This window comes from Streptomyces glaucosporus, assembly GCF_039533345.1.
In the GTDB taxonomy this organism is placed as follows: domain Bacteria; phylum Actinomycetota; class Actinomycetes; order Streptomycetales; family Streptomycetaceae; genus Streptomyces; species Streptomyces glaucosporus.
The window spans coordinates 64,040-83,380 of record NZ_BAAATJ010000005.1 but is presented as its reverse complement, the minus strand read 5'-3'; the positions used below and the strand labels follow the sequence as shown (position 1 = coordinate 83,380).

Sequence of the window (19,341 nt, the reverse complement as noted above, 5' to 3'; positions counted from 1 at the left end):
GCGGGCGCGGTCGGTACGCGTCCGGACCACCCGCCGCCCGGGAACGGCGCCCCGGAACCGGAGGCCCCACGGGCCGTGGAGATCCGGCCGCCGGGGGTGTGGACGCCTGTACAGGGGGAACTCCGTCATCCGTGTCAGTACGGAAGCGCTACGCGGTCGCGGCGTCGGGCCAGTGGACCGACGAGGACGACAACGTCCGGCTGCCCGCGGGCGAGGTGCACGCGTGGGAACAGGGCATGAACCAGACCGTGTGCGGGTTGTCCCTCAGCCGTTCCCGGCTCGGCCGCTTCCCGCACGTGACCTGGTCCGACGTCCTCCCGGCGTCGGGCGGCGCGGCCGACCGCGTCCAGCGCGTCTGCCCGCGGTGCGCCTCGGTGGCGGGGCGCAGGGGACCGGACGCGAAACCCCGGTGGCGGCGCACGAACCCCAGGCCCTGACCCCGGCCGCCGAAGAAGCGGACCCCGCGGCGCGGACCCGGGCGGCGTCCGGCGGCACCCGGAGACGGCACGGCGCCCGGCACGACACCCAGGACGACATCCGGCACGACATCCAGTACGACATCCAGGACGAGGAGAGACGCCGATGAGCGGTGCGATGGAGCAGGCCGCCGAGACCGTCGGCCGTGCCACCGGCGCGGACGAGTACTCCGAGGGCGGGGAGGTCTCGCTCCGCGGCCTGGCCACGCTGGCGGGCGTCTACGCGACCGGCGTCGGAGTGTTCGCCTGGCGGACGCGGGCGTCGGGACGGCAGCTGCCCGAGCGGATCCCGCCGCTGGACCTGCTCCTGATGGGAGTGGCCACCTACCGCAGTTCCCGCCTGATCACCAAGGACAAGGTGACCAGCTTCCTGCGCGCCCCCTTCACACGGCGGGCGGGCAGCCTCCACGGCGCCGAGGTCATGGACGAGCCCCGCGGCCACGGACTGCACAGGTCGGTCGGGGAGCTGCTGGCCTGTCCCTTCTGTGTCGCGATGTGGGTCGCGAGCGGGCTCACCATGGGGTACGCCGCCGCCCCGCGCGCCACCCGCCTGGTCGTCTCGTGCCTGAGCGCGGTGGCCCTCTCCGACTGGCTGCAGTACGCCTGGAGCCTGACCCAGCAGAAGGCCGAGGGCTGAGGGAGGTTCCGTGACACGGCCGCCCGGGGCCGGTGCCCCGGCGGAGGCACCGCCGGGGCCGGCCGTGCCGGAGCTGGCCGTGCTCGTGGGCCTCCAGGCGTCGGGGAAGTCCACCTTCCGCGCCCGGCGGTTCGCCGGAACCCACACCGTGGTCAGCAAGGACCTCTTCCCGCGCTCCGCCCGGCACAAGCAGCGGCGGCAGATGCGCCTGGTGGAGGAGGCGCTGGAACGGGGGCGGTCGGTGGTCGTGGACAACACCAACCCCTCGCCGCTGGAGTGGGCGCCGCTGATCGCCGCGGGGCGTGCCCACGGGGCGCGGGTGGTGGCGTACTGGTTCCCGCCGGACGTGCCGGACGCCCTGGCGCGCAACGCCGCCCGCCGGGGCCGGGAACGGGTGCCCGACGCGGGCTTCTTCGACACGCTGCGGAGACTGCGCAGGCCACGCCGCTCGGACGGCTTCGACGCGGTGTGGCAGGTGCGCATCGACGGCCGCGGCGGCTTCGACGTCCGGCCGGACGACGCGCCCTGAGCGGCGCGGCCCGGGGTCAGTCCGCGGACGGGTGCCGCACCCCGGTGAGGACGACACCGCTGCGGGGGCGGGCCGGTACGCGCCGCAGCGGGATCGACAGGTCCTGCGCGGGCACCTCGTACTCCAGGCGCGCCAGCCGCGTGGAGAGCGCCTTCAGCAGCGACACGGTGACGTCCTCGCCCGGGCAGCGGTGGTTGAGGGCCCGGTCGCCGCCGCCCTGCGGCACCAGCTCGTCCCGGCCCGGAGGCCGGTCGAGGAAGCGCCGCGGATCGAAGGCGTAGGGCTCCTTCCACAGATCGGGGTCGTGGTTCTGCCCGTACAGGTCGAGGAGGACGAGGGCGCCGGAGGGGACGGCCTCGCCCCGCCACGTCAGGTCCGTGACCGCCCGGCCCCCGATGAACGGCGCGAACGGGTAGAAGCGGCGGACCTCGTGGACGAACGCCTCCGCGTACGCGCCGTCGTCGTCCCGCAGCCGCGCCCGGTTCCCGGGCCACCGGTGCAGCGCGTGCGCGGCGAAGGCGACGAACCAGCAGACCGCGGTGGTGGGGCGCAGGATGTTGAGGAGCTCGACCGCGGCCGTCCGGGGGTCCAGCACCTCGCCGTCGACGTCGCGGTGGGAGGCCACCGCCTCCACCGCCGAACCGGCCGGCACGTCCGCCGAGCCGTCGCGCACCCCCTCCACCAGACGGGCCAGCCACGCCTCCCGGCGGCGACGCGCCGCCCGGGCCCGCCAGTGGCGCGGTCCCGGGGTGGCGAAGCCGTCGACCATGGCCACCAGGTCGCGGGCCACCGGCTCCGCCCCGGCGTCGTCCAGGGGCACCCCGGCCCACCGGCAGACACCCCGCGCGATGACCCGGCTCGCCTCGTCGAACAGCACCACGCGCGGCTGCCTCTCCCAGCGCTCCACCGCCTCGTCCCACGCCTCGGCCGTGCGGTCGGTCAGCGCGGCGACGCGGCCGGGGTCGGTGAGCAGCGACAGGAACATCGCCTTGCGAACCCGGTGCGCCTGCCCGTCGAGGGTGTGCACCGCGCCGTGCCCGAACAGGGTGCTCTTCACCGGTTCGGGAAGGGCGCGGTGCCGCCGCACGTGACGCTCGTCGTAGAGGAACCGCACCGCCTCGGGACCGCGCAGGGCCACCGCGTGCCGGCCCGCCAGCCGGGCGCGGACGAAGGGCTCCGCGGCGCGCCGCACGCGGTCGGGCAGCCAGGCGTACCCCTGCGCGAGGAGGGACGGGGTGCTGTCGGTCAAGGGGCAGCGGGGGGAATCCATGCGGCGCTCGTGCCCGGGGCGTCCGGGCCGAAACGCGCGGGGCCAGGGGCCCGGAGGCCGCGCACGGCGGTCCTCCGGCCGTGCTCCTACCGGCCGGTGCTCCCGCCGTCGTCTCCGGAAGTCCCGGAGGCCCCTGAGGTGCCGGAAGGGCCGTTCTCGTCGACGGTGCCCGAGGGGTCCTCGTCCACCACCGACCTGCCCGGCCGGGCACGGGCCGGGCCGGCGGGCTGTCCGCCGCCGGTGGTGCCGTAGCTGCCGGACAGGCCGGGCGGCATGTCCGCGTCCGCCTCCTCGCGGCTGATGCGGCGCCTGGCCCGTACGTTGGCGCGGCGCTCCGGGTAGGGGTAGTCGAACGGGCGGGCCTGCTCGCGCCGCCGCTCGGCCTCCCGGAACTCCCGTGCCGTCTCGTTCCCTGCCGGCTCTTCGGGGGTTTTGTCCTTGTTCGTCTCGGCCATGCGGGGTGCGTACCCCCGGGCGGCGGGGGCATGCGCGGCCCCGGCCCGGGTACTTGCCGCCGGACGGCGGGCACCGTCCCGTCCGGAACCCCCGGAGGGTCCGGGGAGCGCGAGCGGCCGGGCGGGCCCGAACCGCCCGGACCGGCCCGAGCGAGCCCGAACGAGGAGATCGGCAGATGCGCGTACGCGGTTCCGTGGTGGTCGTGACCGGGGCGTCGAGCGGCATCGGGCGCGCCACCGCCCTGGCGTTCGCCCGCAAGGGGTGCGCGGTGGTGCTGGCCGCGCGCCGGGAGGAGGCGCTGGAGGCGGTCGCGCGCGCCTGCGGGGGGCACCGGGGCGCGCGGACCCTGGTGGTGCCCGCCGACGTCACCGACCCGGCGGCGGTCCAGAACCTCGCCCGGCGCGCGGTGGAGCACTTCGGGCGGCTCGACGTGTGGGTCAACAACGCCGCCGTCACCGTCTTCGGCCCCTTCCAGGAGGTCCCGCTGGAGGACTTCCGCAAGGTCGTCGACGTCAACGTCATGGGGTACGTCCACGGCGCCCGGGCGGCGCTCGGGGTGATGCGCGAGCAGGGGCGGGGAACGCTGGTGAACGTCTCGTCCGTCGTCGCCGCCCTCCCCCAGCCCTACACCCACGCCTACGGCATGTCGAAGGCCGCCGTCCGGGCGCTGGGCACCAGCCTCCGCCAGGAACTGTGGCTGGCCGGGGAGCGGGGGATCAGGGTGTGCACCGTCCTCCCGGCCACGGTCGACACCCCGCTCTTCGACCACGCGGCCAACTACACCGGGCGCAGGCCGGTGGCCATGCCGCCGGTCTACAGCCCCGAACGCGTCGCCCGCGCCGTCGTCCGCGTGGTCCGGTCCCCGCGCCGGGAGGTCGTGGTCGGCCCGGCGGGCCGGCAGCTCGTGATGGAGGCGAGGACCGCCCCGGGGGCGGCGGAGAAGGCGATGGCCGTCCAGGCCGACCGGACGCACCTCTCCCGCAGGGAGCCCGGCCCGGCCGGCCACGGCAACCTGCACGTGCCGGCCCCCGGCGAGGGCGCGGTGCACGGCGGCTGGCACGGACGGCGGCGCACCGCCGTGCGGCGGCTGGCCACCGCTGCGCTGCTGACCGGCACGGCCCTGGGCGTCGGCCGGCGGCTCCGCGCCCGCTGAACCGCGCACCGTGCGCCAGACCGGAGGAGCGGAAGGAGGAGAGCGATGACCGGGCCGGAGGGGACGCCGGTCCCCGAGAGCGCCCACCCCCATCCGGTGGTGGAGGAGAACGAGCGGCACGGCCGGCTCACCGCCCGCCCGTCCGGCTCCGTCACCGCCGTGACGGAGCCGGGCACCTACCGGATGGACGGGCAGGGGCTGCTGCGCGTGCCCCCGGCCGCGGAGGGGCCCGGAGCGGGGGGACCGTACTGGCTGCTGGTGGCGCTGCACGGGGCCGGGGGATCGGCGGAGCGGGCGCTGGACTGGCTGCTCCCGCAGGCCGGCTCCGACGCGCTGCTGCTGCTCGCGCCCCAGGCGACCGACTCGACCTGGGACGTGGTCCGCGGCGGGTACGGCCCGGACGTGGCCCGGCTGGACGCCGCGCTGCGGGACGTCTTCCGGCGGCTCCCGGTGCGTCCGGACGGGGTGGCGGTGGCCGGGTTCTCCGACGGCGCCTCCTACGCGCTGTCCCTGGGCCTGGCCAACGGCGACCTGTTCGGCGCGGTGCTCGCCTTCTCGCCCGGCTTCATGGCGCCGGTGGTCCGCCACGGGCGTCCCCGGATCTTCGTCTGCCACGGCAGGGAGGACCGCGTCCTGCCGGTCGCCCGGTGCAGCCGCCGCATCGTCCCGGAACTGGAGCGGGACGGCTACGACGTCGCCTACCGGGAGTTCGGCGGCGGCCACGAAGTGCCGCCCGACCTGGCCACCAGGGCGCTGCGCTGGTGGGTGCACGGCTCCCCGGAGGGCTGAGGACCGGGGCGGCGCGCCGGCGGGGAGGGGTGCGACCATGGTGCCGGCGCCGTGCCGACCGGCGTCCCCTCAGGAGGTGGCCGATGACGCACCGCTCCCTGGCGGTGTTCGACCTGGACGGAACGCTCGCCGACGTCCGCCACCGTCTGCACCACATCGAGGGCCGTCCCCGCGACTGGGACGCCTTCTTCGCCGCCGCCCCCCGGGACCCGCCGCTGGCGGAGGGCGTGGCCCTGGCGCTGGAGAGCGCGGAGGAGCACGAAGTGGTCTACGTGACCGGACGCCCGGAGCGCTGCCGCCACGACACCCTCCGGTGGCTGGACCGGCACGGCCTGCCCGCCGGACGGCTGCTGATGCGCGGCGGAGGCGACCGCCGTCCCGCCCGCGTCACCAAGCCGGAGCTGCTGCGGCGCCTGGCCCGGGACCGCGCCGTCGCCCTGGTGGTCGACGACGACGAGCAGGTCTGCGACGCCTACGAGAACGCCGGATTCCCGGTGGTGCGAGCCGGGTGGGCGGCGGCCCCGCCCGCCCTCGAACGGGCCCAGGAACAGGAGGGGCGCACCTGACGGGGCCCGCGGCGGACGGCCGCCGCGGGCCCCGTCCGTCCGCCGCGGGCCCCGCCGGTCACCGCTCCCGTTCGCGGCGCGAGGCCCGCCGGGTGCCGTTGCCGGGTCTCATCAGACGGCGGACGACGAAGCCCACGAGCACCAGGGCGACGACGGCCAGCACGCCCTTGGAGTACATCGAGACGTAGTCCGAGACGGTGTGCCAGTTCTCCCCGAGCAGGTAGCCGGCGAGCACGAAGACGGTGTTCCACAGCAGGCTGCCGAGGGAGGTGAGGACCAGGAAGGTCGTCACCGGCATGCGCTCGACGCCCGCGGGAACCGAGATCAGGCTGCGGAAGATCGGGATCATCCGCCCGAAGAAGACCGCCTTGGTGCCGTGCCGGGAGAACCACGCCTCCGTCTTCTCGATGTCCTCGACCTTCACCAGCGGCAGTTTCGCCGCGATGGCCAGGGTCCGGTCCCGGCCCAGGAGGGCGCCCACCCAGTACAGGGCGAGCGCCCCGACCACCGAGCCGATCGTGGTCCACACCACGGCTGCGTACAGGTTCATGTCGCCCCGGCTCGCGGTGAAGCCGGCGAGCGGCAGGATCACCTCGCTGGGCAGGGGAGGGAAGAGGTTCTCCAGGGCGATGGCCAGGCCGGCCCCCGGGGCGCCGAGGGTCTCCATCATGCTCGTGGCCCAGCCTGCTATTCCGCCGGTCGGCTGTTGCGCGGCGGCTACGGTTCGGATCATGGGGACAACGCTAGGCAACGGCGGGACGGCGGCGCCACGTGGGTGGCCCTCCAGCGCCCCGGAGGCGGTGCGCGGGACGGTCGCCGGCGCCCCCCGGCCGCGGCGGAACCGGGTGCGGGCGCCGGTGTTCCATGGGGATTTGGGATGAGATATCCGGATCGCCGGTCATCAGCGGCCGTGACCGGACATGGCATATGTCACGTGCTCATCTTCTGGGCATTTCTTGACCGTGGGCGACGCGGCGGTCCAATAATGCGGTCTGTCGTACGAACAAGCGCGAGGGGCTCCCGTGACGCACAACACGTCCCGAGGCAACGCCGACTGGTGGCGGGAATCGGTCGTCTACCAGATATACGTGCCCAGCTTCGCCGACGCCGACGGGGACGGCATGGGCGACCTGCGGGGCGTCACCGACCGTCTGGGCCACGTCGCCGAGCTGGGCGCGGACGCCGTGTGGCTGACCCCCTTCTACCGCTCGCCCTGGGCCGACGGCGGCTACGACGTGAGCGACTACCGCGACGTCGACCCGCGCCACGGGACCCTGGACGACTTCCGCGAACTCCTCGACCGCGCCCACGCCCTCGGCCTGCGGGTCGTCGTGGACATCGTCCCCAACCACTGCTCCAGCGAGCACCCCTGGTTCGCCGAGGCCCTGGCCTCCCCGCCGGGCTCGCCGGCCCGCGACCGGTTCGTCTTCCGGGACGGCAGGGGACCGGACGGCGGCGAGCCGCCCTCGGACTGGCAGTCCAAGTTCGGCGGCCCGGCCTGGACCCGGGTGCCGGACGGCCAGTGGTACATGCACATCTTCGCCGCCGAGCAGCCCGACCTGAACTGGGAGAACCCCGAGGTCCTCGCGGAGTTCGAGAGCATCCTGCGGTTCTGGCTGGACCTGGGCGTCGACGGCTTCCGCGTCGACGTGGCGCACGGGATGCGCAAGGACCTCACCCCTCCGCTGCGCGACACCCGCGGCAGCGACTCCGCCCCGCTCAACGCCCCGCCCGAGGGTCACGACCACCCCTTCTGGGACCGGGACGAGGTCCACGACATCCACCGCGCCTGGCGGAGGGTCCTGGACGAGTACGACCCGCCCCGCATCGCCGTCGCCGAAGCGGGTGTCAGCGAGGCCAGGCTGCCGCTCTACACCCGGCCCGACGAGCTCCACCAGGCGTTCAACTTCCCCTACCTGCGCTGCCCGTGGAACGCCGCCGCCCTCCGCCGGGTCGTCGACGCCTCCCTGGACGGCGCCCGCTCGGTCGGCGCGCTGCCCACCTGGGTGCTGTCCAACCACGACGTGGTGCGCCACCTCAGCCGCTACGCGCTGCCCGAGGGAGCCGACACGGTCGCCTGGCTGATGTCGGACGGCCGCGAGCCCGCCGCCGACGAGGAGCTCGGCCGCCGCCGCGCCCGGGCCGCCGCCCTGCTGACCCTGGCGCTGCCCGGCACCACGTACCTCTACCAGGGAGAGGAGCTGGGCCTGCCGGAGGTGGCCGACCTGCCGCGGGAGGCGCTGCGCGACCCGATGTGGGAGCGGACCGGCCGCGCCCGCAAGGGCCGGGACGGCTGCCGCGTGCCGATTCCCTGGGAGCGGTCCGGCCCGTCGTACGGGTTCGGCCCGGGCGGGAGCTGGCTGCCGCAGCCCGAGGGCTGGGGCGAGTACTCCGTCGAGGCCCAGACCGGCCGGCCGGACTCCTTCCTGGAGCTGTACCGGGCGGCACTGAAGATCCGCCGCTCCTTCACCGGGGACGAGGGCTTCGCCTGGCTGCCCTCCCGGGAGGGCGAGCTGGCCTTCCGCAAGGGGGCCCTGGAGTGCCGGGTCAACCTCTCCGGCGCCCCGCTGCCCCTGCCGCCGTCCGCCGAGCCCCTGCTGGCCAGCGGGGAGTGCGGCGGAGGACCGGCCGGGGGCGTGCTGCCGCCCGACACCGCCGTCTGGCTGGAGAGCCGGCCGCGCTGACGCCGCCGTGCACGCGCCGGGCCGCCGGCACCGCGGGTGTCAGCGGCCCGGCGCGTTCCGCGACCGGATCAGCACCTCGATGCCGTCCAGCAGCCGTTCCAGGCCGAAGGCGAACTCCCCGTCGGGAGGGCCCTCCTCGGTCATGGCTCCCGACTTCAGGACCTCGTTGATCTCCGGGAAGCGCTGCGGGTCGGCCAGCCTGCCCAGCAGCCCGGTGTAGGCGGCCATCGTCTCCTGGGCGGTTCTGCCCGAGGCCCGGGACGTGGACTCGAGGTCCGCCGCCAGCATGGCCTCGTTCCGCACGAATCCGCTGACCAGCAGGATGACCTGCAGCTTCTCGCCCTCTTCCAGACCGGTGCCCCGCAGGCAGACCAGGCCCCGCTCCATCCAGGCGAGCGCATGGGGCGTGGTGGGAGGGGAGGCGATGGGGATGCGCAGGATCCACAGGTTGCCGTACAGCACGTCGCGCTGTGCCCGGGCCCAGTGCGCCAGGGCGACCCGCCAGCCCTCCTCCGGCGCGGGGCCCTCCGGGGGCAGCCCGTAGGCCGCCTCCTGCATCAGGACCAGCAGTTCGTCCTTGGACGACACGTACCGGTACAGGGACATCGTGGAGACGCCGAGGGCCGAGGCGACGCGGCCCATGGAGACCGCCGGCAGTCCCTCGGCGTTGGCGAGATCGACGGCGGCGTCGACGATCCGGCTCACGCTCAGCCCGGGCCTGGGGCCCTTTCCGGGGCGTTCGCGCAGGCCCCAGGCGGTTTCGACACCCGGGGGCAGGCCGGTGCCGCTGTCCTTCGCCATCGTCTCCGCGCTCCTGATCCTCGGCCGGGGTTGACTGCCATCCTAGGTCTGCGTATACCTTACACAGTAGCGCGTATGAGATACGCAGAAGCGCGTACGTGATACGCAGAAGAAGAGGGGGAGGTCCGCATGGCGGACGAGACGGCGGTCGAGACGACCGGCCTGGAGAAGTCCTACGGGCAGGTGAAGGTCCTGGCCGGAGTCGACCTGAGCGTGCCGCGCGGCACCGTGTTCTCACTGCTCGGTCCCAACGGCGCGGGCAAGACCACGACCGTGCGCATCCTGTCCACGCTGGTGCGGGCCGACGCCGGACGCGTCCGCGTGGCGGGTTTCGACGTGGTGCGCGACCGGCGCGCCGTCCGCCGCCGCATCAGCCTGACCGGCCAGTACGCGGCGCTCGACGGGGAGCAGACCGGCGAGGAGAACCTGAGGATGATGGCCCGGCTGAGCGGGCTGTCCCGGCGCGGGGCCCGCGAGCGCGCCCGGGAACTGCTGGAGCGGTTCGACCTCGCCGGCGCCGCCCGCCGCAGGGTCGGCACCTACTCCGGCGGGATGCGCCGCCGCCTGGACATCGCGGCGAGCCTCGTCGGCCGGCCCGAGGTGCTCTTCCTCGACGAGCCCACCACCGGCCTCGACCCGCGCAGCCGCCAGAGCATGTGGGAACTCGTCGCCGCACTCGCCGGATCCGGCACGACGGTCTTCCTCACCACGCAGTACCTGGAGGAGGCCGACCGGCTCGCCGGTCGTGTCGCGCTCCTCGACGCCGGCCGGGTGGTCGCCGAGGGCGCCCCGGCGGACCTCAAGCAGCGCGTCGCCGGCCGGCGCCTGGACCTCACGCTCGCCGACCCCCTCGCGTACGCCCGGGTCGCGGAGCGGCTCGGCGGTGCCGCGGTGCTCCGCGACCCGGACCGCCTGCTGCTGGGAGTGCCCACCGACGGGAGCGCGGCGCAGGTGCGGGCGCTGCTGGACGAGGTGGACCCGGAGCGCGGGGCGGTGGACCGGTTCGCCGTGCACGAGGCCACCCTCGACGACGTCTTCCTGGCCCTCACCGGCCGCACCGCCACCCACCGCGCCGACGCCCCCGAGAACCCCGTGAGCCCCGCGAGCCCCGCGACCACCCGTGAGGAGACCTCCCGTGTCTGACGCCGCCGCCCCCCGCGCCGCCGTGCGGGAGACCACCGCGCCCGGTTCCCCGGCGCAGGGCATGACCAACGCCCTGGCCATGACCGTCCGCTGCACGAGGCTGTCCGCGCGCAACGTCGACGCGCTGCTCACCTCGCTGATCCTGCCCGTGATGCTGATGCTGGTGTTCGTCTACTTCTTCGGGGGAGCGATCGACACCGGCACCGCGTACGTCACCTATGTCGTTCCCGGGGTGCTGGTGCTGTGCGCCGGATACGGGGCCGCCGCGACGGCCGTCGGCGTCAGCGGCGACATGGCCGAGGGGATCGTCGACCGCTTCCGCTCCCTGGACGTCGGCGGCACCTCCGTCCTCACCGGCCACGTGGCGGCCAGTGTCGCGCGCAACGCCGTCGCCACCGCCGTGGTGTTCGCCGTCGCCTTCCTGATCGGCTTCCGGCCGGACGCGGGGCCCGCGGACTGGGCGGCCGCGGCGGGCGTCCTGGCGGCCTACGTCCTGGCCTTCTCCTGGCTGTCCGCGGCGGTCGGCCTGCTGGCGAAGTCCCCCGAGGCGGCGAGCGGCTTCACCTTCCTCGTGCTGTTCCTGCCCTACCCGAGCAGCGCCTTCGTGCCCGTGGAGACCATGCCGGGCTGGCTCCACGGATTCGCCGAGAACCAGCCGGTCACCCCCGTCATCGAGGCACTGCGCGGACTGCTGCTGGACCAGCCCGTCGGCGACGCCCCCTGGCTGGCACTGGCCTGGTGCGCGGGCATCCTCGCCGTCTCGGTGGCGGCGTCCGCGGCGCTCTTCCGCCGCCGCACGGCCTGAGCGGACGCCGGGGCGGCCGGGGGAGGAGCGGGAGCGCGCGGGGCCCGGAGCCGCCACGGGGGCGGGAGAACGGAAGGGGAGGAGCCCGGCACCGTGGGGTGCCGGGCTCCTCCCTCTTTCCGCCCCTGTTCCCGCGACGGCTCAGAAGTCCCCGCCGCCTCCGAAGTCGCCCCCGCCGAAGCCGCCTCCGAAGTCACCGCCGCCGAAGCCGCCTCCGAAGTCCCCGCCGCCGGAGTAGCCCTCCTCGCCGCCGTAACCCCAGCCGGGGCCGTAGCCGTAGCCCCAGCCGCCCATGCTGCTGCCCAGCATCGTCCCGAACAGCAGGCCCGGCAGCAGCATCGAGCCGTAGCCGCCGAAGTAGCCCCCCATCCACGGCCCGTAGGCCGGTCCCGCGTCCCAGTACGGGACCCGCTCGCCGGTCGCCGAGGGGACGGTCCGCACGGCCGGGTCCAGGCCGTCTTCCATCCGGGTGGCGTCGGCGGCGCAGACCGGCACCTCGCGCGGGGAGCCCCCCGGGGGCGTCCACTCCACGTCCCGCACCGACGGGCCGTGCCGCGGGTCGAAGAAGCACGGCGGCCGCCGCTCGGGCAGCTCCCGCCCCTCGCGCCGGGCCTCCAGCACGGCCAGGGCGAACCTGCCCTCCTCCAGCGCATGGGTCACGGCCTTGACGTCCTCGGGGCGCCGGGCCGCCGCGGACGCCTCCTTGGCCTCCTCGTACGCGTCCAGCGCCCGCCGGTAGTCGTCGAGCATCTCCGGGGTGACGCCGGGGGCGGAGGGGGAGAAGTCCAGCCGGTCCAGGGCCTCGCCGTAGGAGGTGATGTCCTCCTGGACCGCCGACCTCACCTGCTCCAGCTGGGCCTGCTCCTCCCGGCGCTGCCGCTTGCGCGAGCTCCGCGTCACCAGCAGGACGCCGGAGACGAGGACGCCCAGGACCACCAGGAAGCCCACCAGCACGCCGGCGCCCGAACCGCCGCCCCGGTCCTGGCCCTGGCCGCCCCCATCGCCCCCGCCGCCCTGTGCGGCCGACTGCACGTCGGTGACGAAGCCGCTGAGGATGGCGTAGGGCCGGTCCGAGTGCTCGCGGAGGTTCTGTTCGGCGAGCGCGGAGGCCGTCGAGCCGCGCAGGACCGAGGCGTCGGACGCCGCTCCGAAACGCGAGCCGAGCGCGACGGCGTACACGCCGGGGCGGCCCACCTCGGAGCGCAGCCGGTCGAAGACGGCATCGCCTCCGTAGGAGGAGTCGTCGGGCAGGACGGCGATGTAGACCGGCACGTCGCCGTCCCGGATCTGCTCGGTGAGGCGCGCGGCCTCGGAACCGGAGAGCTTGTCCGACGCGGCGGGGTCGACGTAGACGGGGTCGTCCCGCAGGGAGGCGGCGACCCGGTCGAGATCGGTGGCGGCCCGGGCGCTGCCCGCCGGGCCGGTCAGAGCGGTGGCGACGGCGAGCAGGACAGCCCACAGCAGGCCCGCCCGCCGTCCTCGAAGTAGGGGGGAAATGGGGCGGTTCGTCCTCATGATGCTCGGCTACCCAGACCCTGCCGGACCACCCGGGAAAGTTTCCCGGCGAGGTCCCGGCGAGAGCGTCCCCCGGACGGCGGGTTCCCGATGGGTGGTTTAAGATTGAAGCAGAGGTGGGTGCCGAAGGTCGGAAACCGGTCCCCCGGGCTCTTCCCCCGGCCCGCAGGGCGCGACCGCAGCCGCCGACGTTCCGCGGTGCCGCCGCCGAGGAGGCGCGAGCCACCGTGTCACCGCACCCTCCGATCGGCCCCGGTCGAGTTCTCCCCCGTCTCGACCGGGGCCCTCCGCCTCTTCGGCCCTCCCGCGTCTCTTCCTCGTCCCTCCCCGTCATCCTCGCGCCGCTCCCGCCGCGCCGGGGAGAGCCGGGACGGCACCGGGGTCCCACAGGGCGGCGCGCGACGCACCCGGGACTGTCAGTCCCCTCCGATAACCTGGAATCAGTCCAGGTCGCGGGCCTGCGGCGCCACGGCAGGCGCCGGGTGCCGCGTCATGCGTCCCCGGACACCCCGGCTCGGGGCGTCCGCCGCCCGCTCACCGCACGGATCTTCACGGAGGCGCCGTTGACCTCGATAGGAACCGCCCGACACTTCCAGCCCAGGGGAACACCCGGGGACGTCTGCCGCGACCACAACCGCGCCGCGCTCGCCACCGTGGTGGCGGCCGAGGCCCGCCGGAAGGGATACGGGCCGGACCTCACCGACGAGCAGATCGACGAGTGCGCCGCGCTCGCCGGCCGCGACACCCCGTCCGAGACGTCCCGCGCGGCGATCCGCGCCGCGCTGCGCCCCCCGCTCACCGCCGACGACGCACCGGAGGCCGTGGCCGCGGCCGTCTTCGACTCGCTGCCCTCGCACCCGGTGCGCGTGATCGGCAGGGACGGCCGGGAGTTCTTCCTGGTCCCGCTCCCGGCCACCGCCTGATCCTCCCGGCCGCGGCCCGCCGCGGCCAGGAGTTCACTCCGGGCGGTACTGCGTCGCGCCCAGGTCTCTCCAGTCCAGGGCCTCGCTGGTCTCGCGCTGTATTCGCTCGGCCACCTCGCGCGTCTCCGCGAGGACGTCGCCGAGCTCCTCGACCAGGCTTCCGTAGATCGGCGGGTGGTCGGTCCGGGTGGCGGTGGTCGTCACCGTGCGAGTCCTTCCTGTCGTGTCCGTTCTGCGACGGATCGTTCACCGGCGGCGCGGCGCACCGCGCCGCCCCTGATCGTTTCATGCGCCGTTCACATGGCCGTCCCTCCCCCGTGTCCTCGGGGGAGGGACGGAACAGCGCGCGGATACCCACTACAGGACCGGCCATGCGGGTTGCCATGAACACGGTCACGTTGGCGGTGGCAGCGACGAGTTTCGGACGGCCGTCCACCGGAGCCGGACGCGCTTGGCGCCGAAGCGAACGGCGGGGGAGGGGCGCCGGACGGTCATCGTGCTCTCCGCCGGACCGCGCCGCCGACCCAGGCGGGCGCCGGCTCCCCGGTCACCGGGCGCGGCCCGCCGATCACGCGCCCTGCCCCCGGCTGCCGCCGGAGGTTGGCGGGAAGTCGCAGGAACAGCGACCACTCGTGATAAAGGCGCGGGCCGTCCCCGGAGCCGTGAGGCGGGCCCCGCGGGGCCGGGAGTAACGTGCCGCCCCGCTCGGGCCGGGGACGTACGCGCGCTCGCACCGGGGCCGGACCGGATCCGGGAGCCCGTGCCCCTCCCGCGGGACCGCGAGGGCGGGGCAGACGTCAGGAGGCCACGCCCAGCACCTGCCGGACCGTCGCCGGATCGTCCAGCGCCGCCAGCATCGCGTGCGCCAGGTCGGCCCGCGCGATGCGGTGGCGCCTCGGCACGGCACCCCCCGGCACCCGCTCGTACCGTCCGGTGAGGGGCTTGTCGACGAGCTGCGGCGGGCGCAGCACCGTCCACTCGGCCGAGCTGTTCCGGAGGGCCTCCTCCATCGCCGCCAGGTCCGCGTACACCGCGCTCAGGGCCCGCCGCAGCACCGCGTGGGCGAGCCGCCCGGACAGGCTGTCGCCCTCCGGGGCCGGGCCCACGGGCGCGGCGCTGACCACGACCAGCCGCCGCACACCGCAGGACTCCATGGCGCCCAGCGCCGCACGGGTCCCCCGGGAGGCCACCGGGAACGCCCTGGCCTGCTTGTTGCCGCCCGCGCCGAGCGCGGAGAGCACCGCGTCCCGGCCCTCCACCGCCGGCCGCAGCGCCTTGGCGTCGGTGACGTCGGCGGTGACGACCTCCAGCGACCCGGACGGCCCGGGACCCACCGCGAGCCGCGCCGGATCGCGCACCACCGCCGTCACCCGGTGCCCGGCGTCCAGCGCCTGGCGGACGAGCTGCCGACCGGTGCCGCCCGTGGCGCCCAGAACCGTGAGCCGCATGGCCCCTCCCTGTGTTGGTGAGCATTCACTCACCAGTAGGGTGAGTGAATGCTCACCCCGATGTCAACGCGGAACCGGATCCTCGACGCGGCCGAACGGCTGATGCGCACGATCGGCCTCGCACGGACCACCACCAAGGAGATCGCCCGTGCGGCGGGCTGCTCGGAGGCGGCGCTCTACAAGCACTTCTCGAGCAAGGAGGAGCTGTTCGTCCGCGTGCTGGAGGAGAGGCTGCCGCGCCTGGGCCCCCTGCTGGAGGAGATGGTCGCCGGTCCGGGGGAGCGGAGCGTCGAGGAGAACCTCACCGAGATCGCCCGGCGCGCCGCGCTCTTCTACGAGTCGAGCTTTCCGATCGCCGCGTCCCTGTACGCCGAGCCCCGGCTGCTGAAGCGCCACCACGCCGCCCTGCGCGAGCTGGGCACCGGCCCCCGCAAACCCCTCCTGGCGCTCTCGGCCTATCTGCGGGCCGAGCGGGAGGCGGGCCGCGTCCGGCCCGGCGCGGACACCGACGCGGCGGCCGCCCTGCTGCTGGGGGCCTGCGCGCAGCGCGCCTTCCTCCACGACTTCCCGGGGGGCGAGCGCCCCGAGCAGCCCGTGGAGGAGTTCGCGGCGGCCCTCGCCCGCACCGTCCTGGCGGGCATCGGCGTCTGACGTCCGGTCGGCGGGACCGGGCGGGTCTCCCGCCGGGCGCCGCCCCGGCCGGCCCGGCGGGACCGGGCGCGGGGTCAGGCCGTCCCGGTCAGGCCCTCGCGCTGGAGGATGCCCCGGGCCCGGTCGGCGAGCCCGCCGCGCACGATGACGTCGTAGCGTGCGGCGGCCAGGGTCTGGGTGGAGGAGAAGTCGCGGTGCCCCCCGGTCGCCGCGTGGCCGACGAAACCGAAGACCGCCCCCCACAGCGCGCCGATGAGGAGACCGCCGAGGATCAGCCCGAGCCAGGCGGGGCCGGGGGTGAACAGGCCCACCAGCAGGCCGATGAACAGACCGAACCAGGCGCCGCTGGCGGCGCCGAGACCGGCCGCGCGCCCCTTGGTCATCCGCCCGGTGACGTGCTCGACCAGACGCAGGTCGGACCCGACGATGTCGATGTGCTCCACGGGGAACCTCTCGTCGGAGAGCCGGTCGACCGCGGTCTGGGCGTCCTGGTAGGCGGAGTAGCTGGCGACCGTGTTCCAGGCGTCGCTGATGGGGTTCGGCGGATTCGGGTCGATATTGGCCATATCGCGTACTCCTTCCGTGCAAGCGCGCTACTGCCCGCCTGCCCGGCGGATACGGCTTTATGGGCGGGAGCCCGGGCCGCCGGACGGGGCGGGCGCCGCGCCCGGACGGCTCAGGAGGTGAGGAGCACCCCGGCGTAGGACACCCCCGCGACGACCACCCAGGCGCCGGCCCCCAGCAGGGCCAGCCGGCCGCCCGAGCGGGCGAGGGAGGGGAGGTGGACGGCGCTGCCCAGGCCCACCAGGGCGGCGGCCAGGACGATCTCCCTGACGGTCGCGGCGGCGCCGAGCACACCGGACGGGAGCAGGCCGGCGGTGCGCACGGCGACCGCCGCCAGGAACCCGGCCACGAACAGCGGGACCGGCGCCGGCCGCCGCACGGCGCCGCCCGGGGCCCGGCCGTCCCCCCGGCGTCCCCGCCCGCCGCGCCGTACGGCCGCCACGGCCACCGCGGCCACCAGCGGCGCCAGCAGCAGCACCCGCATCAGCTTCACCACGACCGCCTCGCGCAGCGCCACCGGCCCGGCCGTCTGCGCGGCCGCCACCACCTGGCCCACGTCGTGCACCCCGGCCCCGACCCACCGCCCGAACCCGGAGGCGTCCAGGCCGAGCGGGTGGTGGAGCAGCGGCAGGACGGCGATGGCCAGCGTGCCGCACAGGGTCACCAGGGCGACGGAGGCGGCCGTGTCCCGCTCGTCGCTCCCGCGCGCCTGGCCGACCGCGCCGATCGCGGAGGCCCCGCAGATCGAGTAGCCCGCGGCGACCAGCAGCGGCTGGTCGCCGGGCAGCCCGAGCCGGCGCCCCAGCCACAGCGTGCCGGAGAAGGTCGCCGCCACGACCACCAGGACCAGGCCGACGGTCGCCCAGCCCAGCCCCAGTACGTCGCCCAGGCCCAGCTCCAGCCCCAGCAGGACCACCCCGGCCCGCATCAGCCGCCGCCCGGCCAGGGACAGGCCCGGCCGTCCGGCGTCCGCCACCAGGCGTTTCGTCCACGGCAGGTGCGCGGCGGCGATGCCCAGCACGACCGCCGCGGTCAGCACCGGGACACCCGGCAGCAGCAGGTGCACGCCCCAGGCCGCGGCGGTGCCGCACCCGGCGAGCGCGAGCCCGGGCAGCGCGCCGGGCGCCGGACGCCGCGCGGAGGCGGAGGAGGCGGAGGAGGCGGCGAGGGGAGCGGGGGAGGGGCGGTCCCCGGCGTGCCGTCGCGGCCGTTCCCCGAGCAGTGCCATCAGCGGTCGGCCGGCAGGTCGTAGACCCGGCGGACGCTGCTGCCCAGGCGGGAGACGTCCGCGCCGTAGACGTGGAGGGAGACGGCCTTGCGGGAACCGCCGTTCCACACGCGGTGGATGTCTCCCGGCGGGGCGAAGCCGGACACCGCCCCCCGGGGGTTCACCACGTCGCCGGTGGCGGCCAGCCGGGCCCTCCCGCCCGGTCCCGCGGCGGGCAGGAGCCGGTAGCGGCGCTCGTGCTCCTCGCCCTCGTGGACCCCGGTGACGCACCAGGAGACGTGGTCGTGGACGGAGGTGCTCTGCCCCGGCAGCCAGACCAGGGCGACGACGGAGAAGCCGCCGTCGGCCTCGGCGTGCAGCAGGTGCTGGCGGTAGCGCCCCGGGTCGCCCTCGCGGTGCTCGTCGGCGAGCAGGTCCGCGGCGCCCAGATGGGGCGCCAGCCTCTCGCCGACCAGGTGCGCGGTGAGGTCCGGCGGCAAGCCCAGCGCCACGACCTCGCGGATGTCCTCGACGAGACGGGCGAGGCGGCCGGTCGTCCGCGGCGCGGCGCCGGGGACGGAAGAGGCGCCGGAGACGGTGACGGAAGCGGTGGGAGAGGAGGTCGGAGCAGCCATGACCGCAGCCTGGCGCGGCCGTTCCATCACGTCCAACGACGATTTCTTCGCCGTCCCCCACATTCCGCTTATGGATCGCCGGGGGCGGCGGGGCCGCGGTCCGGCCGCTCAGCGGCCGACCCGGTTCGCCGCCACCGCCTTCAGCTCCTCCAGCACCAGCGAAGTGGCCGGTATCCGCAGGTGCTCGCGGAGCGCGTACGCGCAGACCCGGCGCCGCGCCGCCGGCTCCAGGGCCCGCCCGGTCACCTTCCGGTGCCTCAGGAAGGACAGCACCAGCCCCGGCATCATGGCGATGCCCAGGCCCTCGGCGACCAGGCTCTGCACCACGAGGTTGTCGTCGGTGGTGAAGACGATGTCCGGCGCGAAGCCCAGCTCGGCGCACTCGTGGAGGAAGTTGGTGCGGCAGCGCAGGCAGCCGGCGATCCACCGCTCGTCCGCCAGGTCCGCGAGACGGACCGCCCGCCGCCGCGCCATGGGGTGCCCGGCCGGCATCAGCACGGTGAGCTGGTCCTCCAGCAGCGGAACCTCCACCAGCTCCTCGGGCACCTGCTCGCGCAGCCCGGGGTAGGTGAAGGCGAGGGCGATGTCGCACTCGCCGCGCACCACGCGCTCCAGCGACTCGGGGGGCTCGCTCTCCTGCAGCTCCACCCGTACCCCGGGGTGGCCGGCCGCCAGCCGGGCCAGCGCCTCGGGCACCAGCGTGGCCCCGGCGCTGGGGAACGCGCACACCCGCACCCGTCCCGCGCGCAGCCCGGTGAGCGCCGCCATCTGCTGCCGGGCGGCCGCCATGCTGTCCAGGATGGCGGCGCTGTGCCGGGAGAGCGCCTCGCCCGCCTCGGTGAGCCGCATCCGCCGTCCGACCCGCAGGAACAGCGGCGTGCCCACGGACCGCTCCAGCGCCTTCATCTGCTGGGTGATCGCGGGCTGCGTGTAGCCCAGGTTCCGTGCCGCAGCCGAGTAGGAACCGGTGCGGACCACCTCGTGGAAGGTCCGTATGTGCCGCGAATCGAACATGGCGGAACGATAAACGGAAATTGGGGGGTGCCAAGGGGGTGTTTCCGGTCCCCTCGGCACCCCGGCGGGACGGGC

At 75.5% G+C, this 19,341-nt stretch carries 23 protein-coding genes; 12 read left to right on the top strand and 11 right to left on the bottom strand.

The genetic code is table 11. The annotated features are described in order from the left end of the window. The first annotated feature begins 131 nt into the window (after positions 1-131). Genes ABD358_RS08195 through ABD358_RS08180 form a run of 4 tightly spaced genes read left to right on the top strand, consistent with a single transcriptional unit; the run spans position 132 to position 1,642 of the window. Positions 132-437, top strand: a complete 306-nt coding sequence (locus tag ABD358_RS08195; protein WP_344630198.1) for a hypothetical protein — start codon at positions 132-134, stop codon at positions 435-437. Next, positions 410-586 (top strand): hypothetical protein, encoded by a 177-nt coding sequence (locus ABD358_RS08190; protein ID WP_344630197.1) that lies wholly within the window; start codon positions 410-412, stop codon positions 584-586. The genes ABD358_RS08195 and ABD358_RS08190 overlap by 28 nt, the downstream gene beginning before the upstream one ends. Then, positions 583-1,113, top strand: a complete 531-nt coding sequence (locus ABD358_RS08185; RefSeq protein ID WP_344630196.1) for a DUF1360 domain-containing protein — start codon at positions 583-585, stop codon at positions 1,111-1,113. The genes ABD358_RS08190 and ABD358_RS08185 overlap by 4 nt, the downstream gene beginning before the upstream one ends. Before the next feature lie 10 nt (positions 1,114-1,123). After that, complete coding sequence (locus ABD358_RS08180) at positions 1,124-1,642, top strand: AAA family ATPase (RefSeq protein ID WP_344630195.1); 519 nt, start codon at positions 1,124-1,126, stop codon at positions 1,640-1,642. A 16-nt stretch (positions 1,643-1,658) separates the two neighbouring features. Here ABD358_RS08180 and ABD358_RS08175 read toward each other — a convergent pair whose 3' ends face one another. Together ABD358_RS08175 and ABD358_RS08170 are read right to left on the bottom strand one after the other, a co-directional pair. Next, complete coding sequence (locus ABD358_RS08175; protein WP_425576272.1) at positions 1,659-2,891, bottom strand: cytochrome P450; 1,233 nt, start codon at positions 2,889-2,891, stop codon at positions 1,659-1,661. A 107-nt stretch (positions 2,892-2,998) separates the two neighbouring features. Continuing rightward, the gene (locus ABD358_RS08170) at positions 2,999-3,367 is read right to left on the bottom strand and encodes a hypothetical protein (RefSeq protein ID WP_344630193.1); all 369 of its coding nucleotides are present in this window, start codon (positions 3,365-3,367) and stop codon (positions 2,999-3,001) included. Between the two features lie 176 nt (positions 3,368-3,543). Here ABD358_RS08170 and ABD358_RS08165 point away from each other — a divergent pair, with 176 nt between their 5' ends. The 3 genes from ABD358_RS08165 to ABD358_RS08155 all read left to right on the top strand — a co-directional run bounded on the left by ABD358_RS08165 (position 3,544) and on the right by ABD358_RS08155 (position 5,876). Beyond that, positions 3,544-4,521, top strand: a complete 978-nt coding sequence (locus ABD358_RS08165; protein WP_344630192.1) for an SDR family oxidoreductase — start codon at positions 3,544-3,546, stop codon at positions 4,519-4,521. A gap of 45 nt (positions 4,522-4,566) precedes the next feature. Then, on the top strand, positions 4,567-5,310 hold the full coding sequence (locus ABD358_RS08160) for an alpha/beta hydrolase (RefSeq protein WP_344630191.1): 744 nt from the start codon (positions 4,567-4,569) through the stop codon (positions 5,308-5,310). An 83-nt stretch (positions 5,311-5,393) separates the two neighbouring features. Continuing rightward, complete coding sequence (locus ABD358_RS08155) at positions 5,394-5,876, top strand: phosphatase domain-containing protein (RefSeq protein ID WP_344630190.1); 483 nt, start codon at positions 5,394-5,396, stop codon at positions 5,874-5,876. Between the two features lie 58 nt (positions 5,877-5,934). Here ABD358_RS08155 and ABD358_RS08150 read toward each other — a convergent pair whose 3' ends face one another. Further along, on the bottom strand, positions 5,935-6,609 hold the full coding sequence (locus ABD358_RS08150) for a DedA family protein (RefSeq protein ID WP_425576271.1): 675 nt from the start codon (positions 6,607-6,609) through the stop codon (positions 5,935-5,937). A 289-nt stretch (positions 6,610-6,898) separates the two neighbouring features. On the opposite strand from ABD358_RS08150, the gene ABD358_RS08145 reads away from it, so the two are divergent. After that, positions 6,899-8,560 (top strand): glycoside hydrolase family 13 protein, encoded by a 1,662-nt coding sequence (locus ABD358_RS08145; RefSeq protein ID WP_344630189.1) that lies wholly within the window; start codon positions 6,899-6,901, stop codon positions 8,558-8,560. Positions 8,561-8,599: 39 nt separating this feature from the next. Here ABD358_RS08145 and ABD358_RS08140 read toward each other — a convergent pair whose 3' ends face one another. After that, positions 8,600-9,361: a TetR/AcrR family transcriptional regulator gene (locus ABD358_RS08140; RefSeq protein ID WP_344630188.1), complete on the bottom strand. Its 762-nt coding sequence runs from the start codon at positions 9,359-9,361 to the stop codon at positions 8,600-8,602. A 129-nt stretch (positions 9,362-9,490) separates the two neighbouring features. On the opposite strand from ABD358_RS08140, the gene ABD358_RS08135 reads away from it, so the two are divergent. Beyond that, entirely contained in the window at positions 9,491-10,504 is a 1,014-nt protein-coding gene (locus ABD358_RS08135; protein ID WP_344630187.1) for an ATP-binding cassette domain-containing protein, read from the top strand. A gap of 61 nt (positions 10,505-10,565) precedes the next feature. Further along, positions 10,566-11,309, top strand: coding sequence for an ABC transporter permease (locus ABD358_RS08130; protein WP_344630356.1), 744 nt, complete (start codon positions 10,566-10,568; stop codon positions 11,307-11,309). 141 nt (positions 11,310-11,450) lie between these two features. Here the strand turns inward: ABD358_RS08130 and ABD358_RS08125 are convergent, their stop codons facing one another. Continuing rightward, entirely contained in the window at positions 11,451-12,824 is a 1,374-nt protein-coding gene (locus tag ABD358_RS08125; RefSeq protein WP_344630186.1) for a hypothetical protein, read from the bottom strand. A 563-nt stretch (positions 12,825-13,387) separates the two neighbouring features. Between ABD358_RS08125 and ABD358_RS08120 the strand changes: the two genes are divergently transcribed. Then, positions 13,388-13,747 (top strand): hypothetical protein, encoded by a 360-nt coding sequence (locus tag ABD358_RS08120; RefSeq protein ID WP_344630185.1) that lies wholly within the window; start codon positions 13,388-13,390, stop codon positions 13,745-13,747. A gap of 33 nt (positions 13,748-13,780) precedes the next feature. Here the strand turns inward: ABD358_RS08120 and ABD358_RS08115 are convergent, their stop codons facing one another. Together ABD358_RS08115 and ABD358_RS08110 are read right to left on the bottom strand one after the other, a co-directional pair. Next, complete coding sequence (locus tag ABD358_RS08115) at positions 13,781-13,951, bottom strand: hypothetical protein (protein ID WP_344630184.1); 171 nt, start codon at positions 13,949-13,951, stop codon at positions 13,781-13,783. A 593-nt stretch (positions 13,952-14,544) separates the two neighbouring features. Beyond that, positions 14,545-15,195, bottom strand: coding sequence for an NAD(P)-dependent oxidoreductase (locus ABD358_RS08110; RefSeq protein WP_344630183.1), 651 nt, complete (start codon positions 15,193-15,195; stop codon positions 14,545-14,547). Between the two features lie 60 nt (positions 15,196-15,255). Between ABD358_RS08110 and ABD358_RS08105 the strand changes: the two genes are divergently transcribed. Next, the gene (locus ABD358_RS08105) at positions 15,256-15,846 is read left to right on the top strand and encodes a TetR/AcrR family transcriptional regulator (protein WP_344630182.1); all 591 of its coding nucleotides are present in this window, start codon (positions 15,256-15,258) and stop codon (positions 15,844-15,846) included. Positions 15,847-15,920: 74 nt separating this feature from the next. Here ABD358_RS08105 and ABD358_RS08100 read toward each other — a convergent pair whose 3' ends face one another. The 4 genes from ABD358_RS08100 to ABD358_RS08085 all read right to left on the bottom strand — a co-directional run bounded on the left by ABD358_RS08100 (position 15,921) and on the right by ABD358_RS08085 (position 19,266). Next, positions 15,921-16,412, bottom strand: coding sequence for a YflT domain-containing protein (locus ABD358_RS08100; RefSeq protein WP_344630181.1), 492 nt, complete (start codon positions 16,410-16,412; stop codon positions 15,921-15,923). Positions 16,413-16,522: 110 nt separating this feature from the next. After that, a complete protein-coding gene (locus ABD358_RS08095) occupies positions 16,523-17,638 on the bottom strand; it encodes a YeiH family protein (protein ID WP_344630180.1) in 1,116 nt (371 codons plus the stop codon). Continuing rightward, a complete protein-coding gene (locus ABD358_RS08090) occupies positions 17,638-18,252 on the bottom strand; it encodes a cysteine dioxygenase family protein (protein ID WP_344630179.1) in 615 nt (204 codons plus the stop codon). Before ABD358_RS08090 ends, ABD358_RS08095 begins: the two co-directional genes overlap by 1 nt. A gap of 108 nt (positions 18,253-18,360) precedes the next feature. Further along, complete coding sequence (locus ABD358_RS08085) at positions 18,361-19,266, bottom strand: LysR family transcriptional regulator (protein WP_344630178.1); 906 nt, start codon at positions 19,264-19,266, stop codon at positions 18,361-18,363. Positions 19,267-19,341 lie beyond the last annotated feature (75 nt).

What these genes read in the sequence shown, in the direction of transcription:
- ABD358_RS08170 (WP_344630193.1), bottom strand. Translation starts at nt 3,367, where the DNA reads ATGGCCGAGACGAACAAGGACAAAACCCCCGAAGAGCCGGCAGGGAAC.
- ABD358_RS08130 (WP_344630356.1), top strand. Translation starts at nt 10,566, where the DNA reads ATGACCAACGCCCTGGCCATGACCGTCCGCTGCACGAGGCTGTCCGCG.
- ABD358_RS08185 (WP_344630196.1), top strand. Translation starts at nt 583, where the DNA reads ATGAGCGGTGCGATGGAGCAGGCCGCCGAGACCGTCGGCCGTGCCACC.
- ABD358_RS08105 (WP_344630182.1), top strand. Translation starts at nt 15,256, where the DNA reads ATGTCAACGCGGAACCGGATCCTCGACGCGGCCGAACGGCTGATGCGC.
- ABD358_RS08085 (WP_344630178.1), bottom strand. Translation starts at nt 19,266, where the DNA reads ATGTTCGATTCGCGGCACATACGGACCTTCCACGAGGTGGTCCGCACC.
- ABD358_RS08165 (WP_344630192.1), top strand. Translation starts at nt 3,544, where the DNA reads ATGCGCGTACGCGGTTCCGTGGTGGTCGTGACCGGGGCGTCGAGCGGC.
- ABD358_RS08100 (WP_344630181.1), bottom strand. Translation starts at nt 16,412, where the DNA reads ATGGCCAATATCGACCCGAATCCGCCGAACCCCATCAGCGACGCCTGG.
- ABD358_RS08135 (WP_344630187.1), top strand. Translation starts at nt 9,491, where the DNA reads ATGGCGGACGAGACGGCGGTCGAGACGACCGGCCTGGAGAAGTCCTAC.
- ABD358_RS08090 (WP_344630179.1), bottom strand. Translation starts at nt 18,252, where the DNA reads ATGGCTGCTCCGACCTCCTCTCCCACCGCTTCCGTCACCGTCTCCGGC.
- ABD358_RS08125 (WP_344630186.1), bottom strand. Translation starts at nt 12,824, where the DNA reads ATGAGGACGAACCGCCCCATTTCCCCCCTACTTCGAGGACGGCGGGCG.
- ABD358_RS08150 (WP_425576271.1), bottom strand. Translation starts at nt 6,609, where the DNA reads ATGATCCGAACCGTAGCCGCCGCGCAACAGCCGACCGGCGGAATAGCA.
- ABD358_RS08140 (WP_344630188.1), bottom strand. Translation starts at nt 9,361, where the DNA reads ATGGCGAAGGACAGCGGCACCGGCCTGCCCCCGGGTGTCGAAACCGCC.
- ABD358_RS08155 (WP_344630190.1), top strand. Translation starts at nt 5,394, where the DNA reads ATGACGCACCGCTCCCTGGCGGTGTTCGACCTGGACGGAACGCTCGCC.
- ABD358_RS08160 (WP_344630191.1), top strand. Translation starts at nt 4,567, where the DNA reads ATGACCGGGCCGGAGGGGACGCCGGTCCCCGAGAGCGCCCACCCCCAT.
- ABD358_RS08110 (WP_344630183.1), bottom strand. Translation starts at nt 15,195, where the DNA reads ATGCGGCTCACGGTTCTGGGCGCCACGGGCGGCACCGGTCGGCAGCTC.
- ABD358_RS08095 (WP_344630180.1), bottom strand. Translation starts at nt 17,638, where the DNA reads ATGGCACTGCTCGGGGAACGGCCGCGACGGCACGCCGGGGACCGCCCC.